Origin of the sequence: Pseudoalteromonas sp. SR41-1 (genome assembly GCF_014164015.1) — a bacterium.
GTDB lineage: Bacteria > Pseudomonadota > Gammaproteobacteria > Enterobacterales > Alteromonadaceae > Pseudoalteromonas > Pseudoalteromonas distincta.
In genome coordinates, this window is the sequence record NZ_JACJEK010000003.1 from 250,024 (window position 1) to 261,668 (window position 11,645).

Sequence of the window (11,645 nt, forward strand, 5' to 3'; positions counted from 1 at the left end):
ACTGCTCTCTTTTAGTGTGCTTTAATTTATGCAGGCTGTTTTACAGGCTCATTAAGGGTAACTACGTTAATAGTGTTACTTGCTTTAGCGAGCGCGCTGTTTATTACATTTTGAACGAGCTTTTCACACCCTCCACAGCCTGTACTGGCTTTGGTGCTTTGCTGCACACTTGCCAAATCTATGCAGCCTTTAGCGACTGTTTGTTCAATGCTGTGTTTAGTTACTTTATGACAAGCGCAAATAATGGCGTCATCAGGCAAGTCATCGGCGCTTAGCTCTGCTATGTCGCCGGCAAGGGGCATAATGAGCGCTTCGGGAGCGGTGGTAAGTTCAATGTCGTTTAAATGATATTGCAGCAAATTGTCGTAATCGCTGGTATCGCCAACAAGTACCGCGCCAATCAGCTTATTACTTTGTGAGTTAGTGACTATTTTTTTATAAATACCATTGGCTTGGTCTTCAAAGTAATAGCTTATTGCGCCTTCGCTGCGTGCATGTGCATCGCCAATAGAGCCTACTTCAACACCCATTAATTTAAGCTTGGTGCTCATATCGGCACCATTAAATTCATCGGCTTTATTGTCTAAGCCAGTACTTTGCAAAGTACCTTGCTGCGTATCTTGTAAAATATGCCCAACTGCTATTTTAGCCATGGCGTAACCGGGTGCCACTAAGCCAAAAATAAAATTATTCCACAGTGCACATTCACCAATAGCGTATATGTTTTTATCACTCGTTTGGCAGTGGTTATTAATTACAATACCGCCGCGCTCGCCTAACTCTAAATTAAACTCGCGGGCTAAATTATCATAAGGGCGAATACCCGCCGAAAATACAATCATGTCTGTTTCAAGGGTTTTGCCACCTTTAAAACACATTTTATAACGGCAACTTTCGCCTTCTACTATTTCCTCAGTTGCTACCGCTGTATGTACAGTAACGCCCAAATCCGTAATTTTGTTTTTTAGTAACCGACCGCCACCAGCATCAACTTGTACACCCATAAGTTGCGGTGCAAATTCTATTACGTGAGTATGTAAACCCAATTGCTTTAATGCGTTTGCAGCTTCAAGCCCCAGTAAACCGCCACCAATTACCACGCCTACTTTGCTGCCGTGGGCTGAATTTTTTATTGCGTGTAAATCGTTAATGGTGCGATAAACAAGGCAATGCTCGCGATCTTTACCCGGTATAGGCGGTACAAATGGGAATGAACCTGTAGCAAGCACAAGTTTGTCGTATTCAAACAATTCCCATTTAGCGGTCGTTACAGTTTGCGTATCACGATTTATATCAACCACTTTAGAATGAGTATGAAAGCGTACTTGCCAATCGTCATAGGTTTTATTACATGTAAGTGCGAGGTCGTCTGCGGTTTTGCCTTTAAAAAAAGAGGATAGTTGTACACGGTCATACGCTAAACGGTCTTCACCGCTAAGTACCGTAATTTCAAATTGCTCATCAGCTTGATTTTGAGAAACTAGCTGCTGCACAAAATGATGCCCCACCATTCCGTTTCCTACCACTACAACACGCTGCTTGCTTAACATTTACCCACCTTAAAGTGATACCTATTTTAGTAATTGACTAAAATTGAAATCGAATAATTTGTTATAGGTTTGTTATAGCAATATGTAAGCCAAATATATAAGCATTTAAAATCAGTAAGTTGCCTACATTGGTGCAGAGATGAAAAGCATAAAGTCCCACAAGATGGTGCAATTGCACCATCGTGTGTCGCTATAAATTACAAGTGAATATTAGAAGATAGAGAAGGTTAAAATTTAGCGCTCATCCATACCCACAATTTTTGAGTATCGACTTTATTAGCAGCAGTATCGCCCGCTGAGTAATCAGCATACTTAACACCTACTGCGTATTGTTTATTAATAGGTTTAACGTATTGTACGTTTAGTTCACTGCCTAAATCGTCAACCCCATTTGATTGCTCATTAGCATCAAAACTGTGATAAGCCACCAGCCATTTTCCGTCAAACGCTTTACCGTTTAAGCTTATGTAAGTGTCGTCCAAACCTTGTGTGGGTGTATTTAAAAACGTATCTGTCCAACCATTAAATTTATGTAACGTGGCAAGCGGTGTTGCAAACCCGTAATCGCCATTATCAGAGCCAAGTGACTCTATGCCAACTTTTAATGTTACTGTTTTTATGCCCAACCCATTTAAATCGACAGCGCCTTCAAGTGCATAGTAATCGGCATCAAAATCACTCACGCTTGTTGAAGCAGACTGCGTTGCATACTCCGCTTTGTAATAAAATTTTATGTCGTTTAGGGTTTTATTACCGTTAAAAGAAACGCCATAAGTATCTAAACTGTCGTCTTGTAGTGCATCGTCACTTAATAAGTAACTGTATAAAACCACTTTACCGTAGTCTGTTTTAAAGCTTGCATTAATTAAATGATCGGACGATTTAATGTCTTTATCGTCAGCAAATATGCGGTTACGCTTATTTAAATAACTGTACTGTAAATTTATGTTATTAAATGCGTAATTAATGGTCGCGGCATCAAAGGTTTGTCTGTCTTGGCGCCAACCTACGTGCCCAACAAAACGCTGCCCATCAAGAGCTATTATTTGGCGCCCTACTTTTAGCGATAGACCATCGCGGGCATATTTAACAAAGCCTTGGTCTATCTCAGTGTTTTCTGGGTCTGCAATAACAGAATAATTAGTGTTTTTCCCCACTGTATTGTTGTAATCATCTACGCCCAATAGGCTGCGAGTGTCTTCTACTTCAATAAGTGCTGAAAAACCATTCACCTCGTCTGTTTGATGCGTTAAGCGGGTTCTAAGTGTTAAGCCGCTTGCATCTTTTAGAGCATTTTCTTGATCAACGCTTTCAAAACGCAGTCTAAAATCAAGATCAGTTTGCGCAGCTTGGCTTATTAAAGGCGCAGTGAAGCAACCCAGTATAAAAATAATAGGTAAGTTGTTCTTGTAATTAAGCATTTTGGTTCTCTAAGTTTTAATTATTAATACACATACCAAAGCAATAAATAAACACAGCGAAATACATTTCCACACCATAACTGGATCGCGTTTCATTATTGAACTTTTATTAGCGGTACTTTCTAAATAAGGATTAGGTTTGTTGATATCGTTTATAAACTCAGAAAAAGCTTGGTATCTGAGCTCAGGTTTAGGGGCAAGCGCCTTCATAAGGGCTTGATCTAACCAAAACGGAATATCGGCTCTGTATTTACGAATACTTGTGTAATGCCAATGGCTGTAATCTTTTGGCGCTACGTGGTTAAGTGGCAGTGGTTTATAAGGCAATTTTGAGCACAATAACTCATATGCAATCACGCCAAGTGAAAACAAATCACTTTTAAAATCGGCGTGCATAGTAATAAGTGTTTCGGGTGCGGTGTAGTCGGCAGTGCCTTGCGGGCAATCATCCGCAATTTGTTTAACCGACTCGTCCATAGCCGCAACACTTACTGTGCCGTAATCTATTAGCGTTACTTTACCGTGCGCATCTATCATTACATTATCGAGTTTTAAATCACGATGTACCATATCGAGTCGCTGAAACGCCCTTAGTGCATGTACTATTTGTTCAATAATACTGCGTACTTGGGTTATTTCTGGGTGCGGCACGTCGTGCTTCCAATCACTGAGTGTTTGCCCGTCCATGTACTCACAAATATGATACAAAAAACGACTCTGCGATTGCGTACTTAGCACTTTCATCACGTTTAAATGGTTTATGCGTTGCCCTACCCAGCCTTCTCTTATAAAGCCTTGAAGGTAGTGCACATCGTCTTCAAAATTAACCGAAGGTGCTTTTAAAACCACTGGCGGTATATCGGGCGCTTGTTGCACTAAATAAATGTGCGAGCGACTACTGGCATGTAATTTACGAATAACCGTGTAGTCATCAATTTTTTGCCCAACATTAAGCGCAGGTGGAATTTTTCGTCGTGTTAGCGAATGGTAAAGTTCATCTAACTTTTGCTCGGCAATATTTTCTACTTTTACCAGTAAACAACTTACGTTGTCGTCACTGCCTCGTGCTAATGCAAGTTCGGTAATTGCTTTAGCTGCATTTTCTAAATTAGTGTACTCGTTAATTAATTTAGCTATATCACTACTTGGGAGCACATCGTGTACGCCATCGCAGGTTAATATATAAATATCGTCTGCTTTTAGGTCAACCTCGTATACATCTATTTCTTGATGAAGTTGCGCGCCAAGAGCACGCGTTAGCGTATCGTTTACTTTGTGATCCCGTGTTATTGCCTCGATTTTATTTCCTCGCAAGCGAGTAATACGCGTATCACCTAAGTGGAATATATAACCCGTTGCCGACTTTAAAATAAGTGCTGTAAAAGTCGTCATCCAATCGGCTTGACGCTGACCTAAGTGATTGTAATTAACCGATTGCGAATAAAGCCACTGATTTAAACTTGCTAACACCTTCGACACTGACTTTTTAACCGCCCAACTTTCGGGGGTATTTAAATACTCATTTATAAAATGAGTAACCGAAAGTTGAGACGCTTGTTTAGCATTTTTTGCTGATGAACACCCATCGGCTAAGCAGGCAATAACGCCTTTAGACTCTTTTTCTTGCGCTTTGGTATTGAGAGCTGCAAACGCATCTTGGTTTTCTGCTTTTAACCCTTTAGCACTGTGCCCGCCAAATGAAACGTTGAGTTCATTTTTTAGCGATTTAGCGTGGAGTGTTTCATCAAACATAGTCAATAATGCCTTAAGTCACTGAAATAAGTTCAACGGTGCCGTCTTCATTTACTTCAGTAATATGGCCATCTGGTTCTCTCATAAAAAACAGTGCAGCTAGACCAAGTAATGCACTACCCGCAATAATGAAAAAGAAAGTTTGATAATCAACAAGTGACAATGCCGTTAAGTACACTACTGCACCTACATTACCGTAAGCACCTGTCATTCCAGCTATTTGCCCAGTTAAACGACGCTTAATTAGCGGTACTGCGGCAAATACAGCGCCTTCACCAGCTTGCACAAAGAACGAACACGCCATAGCCGCAACAACTGCAAGCCATAAAGGCCAAGATGCATCAACCAAGCCCATTACAAAATAACCAACAGCAAGACCCGTTGTAAGTACAATAAGGGTAATACGGCGACCTAATTTATCTGAAATCCAACCACCACCTGGGCGAGATGCTAAGTTCATAAATGCATAAGCAGAGGCTAAAATACCCGCATACACCATATCAAGCGCAAACACATCCATAAAAAACAGCGGCAACATAGAAACAACCGCAAGCTCAGAACCAAAAGTTGTAAAATATAATATATTTAAAACAGCCACTTGCTTAAACTCATAACGATGCGACTCAGGTACAGGCTCTTTAAAAATATGACCATTTACGTCAAAGGTTTTATACACTTCGTAAATATAAAGTAGGACTAAAAAAGCATACACAGCAAGTACAAAATTAGCCGAAATTAAGTTAGCACCGGTTGGCGAAAGCTTCCAAGTAAGTAATGCTAATGCGCCGTACATAGGGATTTTCATAATAAGCAGTAATACAAAGTCGCCTTTACTGGTAACTTCCATTGCGCCTACTTTTTTAGGCTTAAAGTATGTACCGCCTTTTGGCGTATCGGTTACATTTAAGTACCAAATAACACCAAATATAACGCTTAATACACCGGTTAAACCTACTGCATAACGCCAGCCATCTTCGCCGCCAAACATTAGTGCAATAATTGGCAATAACATAGCCGCAGCTGCTGAACCAAAATTACCCCAGCCGCCATAAATACCTTCCGCTATACCCAACTCGTTAGCAGGAAACCATTCACTCACCATTCTAATGCCTACAACAAAGCCAGCACCAATAAAGCCTAAAGCAAAACGCGCTATTGCTGCTTGCTCAAATGTAGTTGCCATAGCAAACATAAAACACGGAATACTACAGGTAATAAGTAGCGCGGCATAAACAATACGGGGACCAAATTTATCGGTTAGCATACCCACCACAACACGGGCAGGAATAGTTAACGCTACATTTAAAATTAGTAATGTTTTAACTTGTGCCATGGTAATACCAAGCGAGCCCGCAATTGCACCTAATAAAGGAGCATGGTTAAACCATACAAAAAATGACACAAAAAAGACCATCCAACTCAGATGTAATACTTTCATTTTTCCTTTAAAGGATATTAAGTTAAATCCAGAACTCGGTTGCATGTTTATTTCCTCGTAAACGTATTATTGTTTTATAAATGCCCCACTCTTTTATATGAGTAGTAGCTCAAACTTTGTTAAATTTTAGTTAACCAAACACAGCAATTACTGAGCCACTAATTAAAAACCATATATTTCAGCTAGTTATATTTATTTATTATTTTAATGCGTTATAGTTGCACTATATGAGTGAGGGGGTAAGGGCTGTTACAGTGCAAATAAAAAGCGTTACTACTTGCTCTAGGATTTAACAAATTGGTATTGTTCAAAAAAAGTATGAGATATTTAAAAATGCAAAAAGCACCGTTAACGTACCAACAGCAACTACGCTATTCTCGGCATATTATGCTGCCGCAGCTTGATATAGACGGACAAGAGAAACTATGGCAATCGCATGCTTTAATTATTGGTGTGGGTGGGCTTGGTTGCGCGGTAGGTCAATACTTAGCGGCATCTGGCGTTGGCACGCTTACCTTAGTTGATAACGATGAAATAGACGTGACCAACCTGCAAAGGCAAATACTGTATAAAGAAAGCGACATTGGTAGCTCAAAATGCAGTGCTGCAAAAAAACAGCTTAACGCACTTAATAGTGAAATAAACATAAATACCATTGAGGCATTTTTTGATGTAAATACCTCTACAGAACAGCTATTTAATAACATTGATATAGTGATTGATTGCTCAGATAATCTAGCAACGCGCAACGCACTTAATAGCACTTGTTTTAAAGCTAAAGTTCCACTTGTGTCTGGCTCTGCAATACGTATGGAAGGACAAGTCGCGTGTTTTACTATGGATGAAAATAGCCATTGTTATGGTTGTTTATCGCAATTTTTTAGTGAACAAACACAAAGCTGCTCCGAATCTGGTGTGCTTTCTCCTATTGTGGGGCTAATAGGCAGTATTCAGGCAACTGAAGCGCTAAAAATGCTTGCTGGTTTGCCAAGTGGCTTAAGCGAGCACTTATTGCTGGTGGATGGTTTAAGCATGGAATTTAATCGTTTTAAAATAGCTAAAAACAGTCAATGTGCAGTGTGCAGCATTTAGTTATTCTAGATTACTGATTGTTGTATAAAGCACATCGCCCACTTTAAAGTCGTTTTTATCCCACACTCGTCTTGAAGCCAAGCAATACAAAGTTTGCCCATCTACATTAAGCGTTAACTGCCACTTATTATTAATAAGCTCAGCCTGAGTTAATACCGACCTTAAAACATTACTGTGCGTTGTTTGCTCAGGCTTTAACGCACTAAACGACATTTGATCACTTTCTATAATTAACTTATTACTGTTATCGACAAGTGCAGGGAGCACAAAAAGCGGCTGCTCACTTTGCTGTAATTGCAGTTGATATAGCCCGTAGTCTTCATCAAATTTGACCACATCGTAATTAATTAAGCTCAGCGGTGTTTGCCTATCGTTTGCATAAATAGCTTTTGCAACGTGTGGACTTGCACCTTGGTTTATCACCTTACCTTTATCAAGCTGAATAAGGATATCGCAGCAAAATAGCAGCTCTTTTAATGAGTGACTTACTACTATAAATTTAATATTAAACTTAACGGCTAACTCATTGAGTTTAGTGAGCGTTTTAAAACGCAATGACCAATCAAGCGCACTAAAAGGCTCATCAAGCATTATAAATTTTTGACCGGCAAGCAAAGTGCGCGCAAATACTACACGCTGGCGCTCGCCACCCGATAAGCTTTGTACATCACGATTTAGTAAATCTTGTAATTCAAGTGTTTTAACAACGTATTGAAGCGTTAAGCTGGTTTGCTTATTTTCGCAGTGTTTTTGTGTAAACGCTAAATTACCTGCCACATCTAAATGAGGAAACAACGGGCACGATTGCAACTGAAGCGTTATACCGCGTTTATCACTTGGCAACTCATGCACTGGCTGATTATTAATATGAACACTTTTTGCAGGCTCTAAACCACTAATACAACGCAGTAATGTTGACTTACCAGAGCCTGAAGGACCGTAAACACCCAATACATTAAACGACTCAAGCTCAAGGTTTATATCTAAATCAAAATTATTGAGTGCTTTAAAAAGGCTTAACTTAATCATTTTATTGCTTAACCCCTACAATGCTTTTATTAAACTTAAATAACAGCACTAAACAGGCAAACGAAATAGCCAGTAAAATAAGTGAAAGCTGATGCGCCGCCGTATAATTTAACGATTCAACATGGTCATAAAGCGCAATAGACACCACCTGTGTTTGCCCCTGAATATTACCGCCAATCATTAATACCAAACCAAATTCACCCAATGTATGCGCAAAACCTAAAGCAAACGCGCTACCAATACTGGGTTTTAAAAGCGGAATAATTAAATGCACAAAGCGTTTAAACGGGCTTAACCCAAGCGCAATGGCAGCTTCGTTATAGGTTTGATTAATATGCTTAAACCCAGCTACAAGAGGCTGCATTACAAAAGGCAGCGAATAAAAAAGCGAGCCAATAACCACGCCCTGAAAACTAAACGCAAGCTGCGTACCCGTTAGCCAAAACCAAAACTGCCCAAAAGCGTGATCAGGCGAAAATAAAACAAGTAAGTAAAACCCTAATAACGTAGGCGGCAGCACTAAAGGCATTGCAATTAATGCCTCTAAAAATGGTTTGAATTTACCGTTATAGCCAGCGAGCTTGTAAGCCAGTGGAATACAAAAAACAAGAAGGAGCACTGCGGTTATAAAGGCAAGTTTTATAGTTAACCACAGCGCGGTTAAATCACTTTGAAGCATTGTTGTCCTTTATTCTGTAACCTAATTCAATTAACTGCTGCTGCGTAGCTTCTGCCATTAAAAATTGCATAAGTTGCTTAGCGCTAGCATGCTTTTTAGTCGAGCTAATAATAACGCCTTGTTGAATTATATCGGGATATTGATTGGTAGGCAGCACGGTATAATCTAAATATTTTTGATCTAGCGTGTTACTGTAAGCCGCCTTTAGGGATGAAACAGCCACCAGCCCTACTCCTACATTACCACTTTGCACAAACTGAAATGCATGCGTAATATTATTCCCGTACACATAATTTATTGGTTTTTTAAAATGGTTATTCGCGTAGTGCTCTGAGGCACGTCCGTATGGTGAAAAACGCGGATTAGCAATGGCTACTTTATCATTTACTTTTTCAGCTTTGGGTTGCCACAAAGCAAGTTCGCCTAACGCGTAAGTGATTAAGCTGCTTTGCTCGGCATAGCCTTCTTTAATAAGTGATTGTGGGCGAAAATCGTCGGCCGATAAAAACACATCAAATGGCGCGCCATGCACTATTTGCGAATATAAAACACCGCTAGAAGCGGCTGATATTTTTACGTCAACATTAGGTAATGGGGATTTTTTTAGTAGGGTTTCCAATACAGTTTTAAAATTACTCGCTACGGCTACTTGCAGCGTTTCTTTTGCGTTTACGCTGCACGAAAGCATGCATATCACACACAAAAAATAACCCAACCATGTATTGTAAAGCTTTGACATTATAAGTATTGTTTCAAAATAAAATGATTTAAGTAAGCAATATATATGAACGATGTTTGCAATGCACCCGGTTTATTACCAATTGAAACTGCAATACAAAATATACTTGGCACAATAACGCCTGTTAAAGACGTTGAAACCATTTCTATAATGCAAAGTGTTGATCGCGTTTTAGCAAGCGATGTTAAGTCAACTATAAACGTACCTGCTCATAACAACTCTGCAATGGATGGCTATGCGCTGTGTATTTCAGATAAAAGCTTAACCTACACACAAGTAGGTAGTGTGTTTGCGGGGCAAATTTTTGAAGGAACACTTACCCCTGGTCAATGCGTAAGAATAATGACCGGCGCCGCCATTGCACCTGGCGCTAACGGCGTTGTAATGCAAGAAAACGCCTCGGTAGATGGCGATAAAATTACGTTCACCTCGCAACCAGAGCTAAATGAAAACGTGCGTTTTGCTGGCGAAGATATTGCAATAGACGATGTTATTTTAAAAGCAGGCGATAAATTAAAAGCCGTTGATGTGGGGTTACTTGCATCGTTAGGGATTGCCAATATAGACGTGGTGAGAACTTTGAAAATAGCCGTACTTTCTACAGGCGATGAGCTAATTGAACCTGGTCAGCCTCTTAAGCAAGGCGCTATTTTTGAAAGCAACCGCGCTGTTATTATTAGTGCGCTGCAACAAAAAAATATAGACGTGCTTGATTTAGGAATAATCCCTGATGACAAAGACCTCATCACCAATGCATTTTTAAAAGCGAATGAACTCGCCGATGCCGTAATAAGCTCAGGCGGCGTATCGGTTGGAGAAGCCGACTTTACTAAAGAAGTGCTCAACGAAATTGGTGAAATTCACTTTTGGAAAATAGCCATGAAACCAGGCAAACCTTTTGCCTTTGGTAAACTAAGTAACAGTTACTTTTTTGGCTTGCCAGGTAACCCTGTGTCGGCCGCTGTTACATTTAATCAGTTAGTAGAGCCTGCACTGCAAAAACTGTCGGGTCTTGGTGAAGTAAACCCTAAAATGCGCTTTAACGCTGTTACTACATCCGTTATTAAAAAGCGCCCTGGCAGAGCCGACTTTCAACGCGGTACTGCATCAATTAACGAGCAAGGTGACTTGATGGTTGCCCCATTTAATAAACAGGGCTCGGGTGTACTTTCGTCGCTTAGTAAAGCTAACTGCTTAATTGTAGTGCCTGCGCAAAGCGGCAATATCGAAAAAGGCGCAACAGTAAGTATTGAGTTGCTATAAAGTATTGAGGTGTTATAAAGCCTAACATGCTACAGCTAACTGTATAATTTAGCTGTAGCGCTACTCTAATTTAAAATATTTTTATGTTTAGAGTTTGGATTAAACAGTTTAACTTTTCGCTACGTCCTACAAACTCTTCTTTGCTCAACCTATTAACACACTTCAGCGCATTTTTAGTCGCAAAGTATCTATCATAACTTAGGCTTCTTTCGCATTTAACACTATACGTTGAGGGCCAAGAGCCACCGGCACCCGTTGCTATGCCAACAACGTTACATGTAGCGTCTATATACTGCTCCCATGCTTTTATTTGTGCTTTAACTGCATCAACTTGGTAATCATCAGTTAGTTGCGGGTAAATTTCATCCATCATTTTACTAATTTTAGTTTTGTATCTATCGCCTTCTAAATTATAAATATTGCCAGTATGCATTGCACCGCCTTCTGGCCAACCATCAGTACTTTGTGCAAATGCGCCAAATGATGAAATAGCAAAAGCAAACCCAATAATAATTTTATTCATTTTAAATCTCTTTAATACCAATCTGCTTATATATGGGGTCTATTTAACGTTAAGAAAATTACGCTAGAACTAGGCAAAAATTTTTGTATCTAGTTGTTCTAAATAAAAAATTTTTAACGACGTTATAGTGCAATTTAATTCGTTAAATTGATCAAAGAT

At 39.7% G+C, this 11,645-nt stretch carries 10 protein-coding genes; 2 read left to right on the plus strand and 8 right to left on the minus strand.

Annotation, left to right across the window (positions count from 1 at the left end; translation table 11 throughout):
* Positions 1-26 precede the first annotated feature (26 nt).
* From H5118_RS04060 to H5118_RS04075, 4 genes are all read right to left on the minus strand, one after another.
* On the minus strand, positions 27-1,550 hold the full coding sequence (locus H5118_RS04060) for an FAD-dependent oxidoreductase (protein ID WP_182747889.1): 1,524 nt from the start codon (positions 1,548-1,550) through the stop codon (positions 27-29).
* A 227-nt stretch (positions 1,551-1,777) separates the two neighbouring features.
* The gene (locus H5118_RS04065) at positions 1,778-2,971 is read right to left on the minus strand and encodes an alginate export family protein (RefSeq protein ID WP_024603792.1); all 1,194 of its coding nucleotides are present in this window, start codon (positions 2,969-2,971) and stop codon (positions 1,778-1,780) included.
* Between the two features lie 9 nt (positions 2,972-2,980).
* Positions 2,981-4,723: a bifunctional protein-serine/threonine kinase/phosphatase gene (locus tag H5118_RS04070; RefSeq protein WP_024595624.1), complete on the minus strand. Its 1,743-nt coding sequence runs from the start codon at positions 4,721-4,723 to the stop codon at positions 2,981-2,983.
* A 13-nt stretch (positions 4,724-4,736) separates the two neighbouring features.
* The gene (locus tag H5118_RS04075) at positions 4,737-6,206 is read right to left on the minus strand and encodes a NarK family nitrate/nitrite MFS transporter (protein ID WP_182747891.1); all 1,470 of its coding nucleotides are present in this window, start codon (positions 6,204-6,206) and stop codon (positions 4,737-4,739) included.
* Positions 6,207-6,494: 288 nt separating this feature from the next.
* Between H5118_RS04075 and moeB the strand changes: the two genes are divergently transcribed.
* Positions 6,495-7,253, plus strand: a complete 759-nt coding sequence (moeB, locus tag H5118_RS04080; protein ID WP_182747893.1) for a molybdopterin-synthase adenylyltransferase MoeB — start codon at positions 6,495-6,497, stop codon at positions 7,251-7,253.
* Here the strand turns inward: moeB and H5118_RS04085 are convergent, their stop codons facing one another.
* Genes H5118_RS04085 through modA form a run of 3 tightly spaced genes read right to left on the minus strand, consistent with a single transcriptional unit; the run spans position 7,254 to position 9,649 of the window.
* A complete protein-coding gene (locus tag H5118_RS04085) occupies positions 7,254-8,282 on the minus strand; it encodes an ATP-binding cassette domain-containing protein (RefSeq protein ID WP_182747895.1) in 1,029 nt (342 codons plus the stop codon).
* Position 8,283: 1 nt separating this feature from the next.
* On the minus strand, positions 8,284-8,961 hold the full coding sequence (gene modB / locus H5118_RS04090; RefSeq protein ID WP_002959821.1) for a molybdate ABC transporter permease subunit: 678 nt from the start codon (positions 8,959-8,961) through the stop codon (positions 8,284-8,286).
* Positions 8,948-9,649: a molybdate ABC transporter substrate-binding protein gene (modA, locus tag H5118_RS04095; protein ID WP_259397883.1), complete on the minus strand. Its 702-nt coding sequence runs from the start codon at positions 9,647-9,649 to the stop codon at positions 8,948-8,950. Before modA ends, modB begins: the two co-directional genes overlap by 14 nt.
* Before the next feature lie 96 nt (positions 9,650-9,745).
* On the opposite strand from modA, the gene glp reads away from it, so the two are divergent.
* The gene (glp, locus tag H5118_RS04100) at positions 9,746-10,963 is read left to right on the plus strand and encodes a gephyrin-like molybdotransferase Glp (protein WP_182747898.1); all 1,218 of its coding nucleotides are present in this window, start codon (positions 9,746-9,748) and stop codon (positions 10,961-10,963) included.
* A 70-nt stretch (positions 10,964-11,033) separates the two neighbouring features.
* Here the strand turns inward: glp and H5118_RS04105 are convergent, their stop codons facing one another.
* Complete coding sequence (locus H5118_RS04105; protein ID WP_182747900.1) at positions 11,034-11,486, minus strand: hypothetical protein; 453 nt, start codon at positions 11,484-11,486, stop codon at positions 11,034-11,036.
* Between the last annotated feature and the right edge of the window lie 159 nt (positions 11,487-11,645).

What these genes read in the sequence shown, in the direction of transcription:
- H5118_RS04060 (WP_182747889.1), bottom strand. Translation starts at nt 1,550, where the DNA reads ATGTTAAGCAAGCAGCGTGTTGTAGTGGTAGGAAACGGAATGGTGGGG.
- H5118_RS04065 (WP_024603792.1), bottom strand. Translation starts at nt 2,971, where the DNA reads ATGCTTAATTACAAGAACAACTTACCTATTATTTTTATACTGGGTTGC.
- H5118_RS04070 (WP_024595624.1), bottom strand. Translation starts at nt 4,723, where the DNA reads ATGTTTGATGAAACACTCCACGCTAAATCGCTAAAAAATGAACTCAAC.
- H5118_RS04075 (WP_182747891.1), bottom strand. Translation starts at nt 6,206, where the DNA reads ATGCAACCGAGTTCTGGATTTAACTTAATATCCTTTAAAGGAAAAATG.
- moeB (WP_182747893.1), top strand. Translation starts at nt 6,495, where the DNA reads ATGCAAAAAGCACCGTTAACGTACCAACAGCAACTACGCTATTCTCGG.
- H5118_RS04085 (WP_182747895.1), bottom strand. Translation starts at nt 8,282, where the DNA reads ATGATTAAGTTAAGCCTTTTTAAAGCACTCAATAATTTTGATTTAGAT.
- modB (WP_002959821.1), bottom strand. Translation starts at nt 8,961, where the DNA reads ATGCTTCAAAGTGATTTAACCGCGCTGTGGTTAACTATAAAACTTGCC.
- modA (WP_259397883.1), bottom strand. Translation starts at nt 9,649, where the DNA reads ATGCTTTCGTGCAGCGTAAACGCAAAAGAAACGCTGCAAGTAGCCGTA.
- glp (WP_182747898.1), top strand. Translation starts at nt 9,746, where the DNA reads ATGAACGATGTTTGCAATGCACCCGGTTTATTACCAATTGAAACTGCA.
- H5118_RS04105 (WP_182747900.1), bottom strand. Translation starts at nt 11,486, where the DNA reads ATGAATAAAATTATTATTGGGTTTGCTTTTGCTATTTCATCATTTGGC.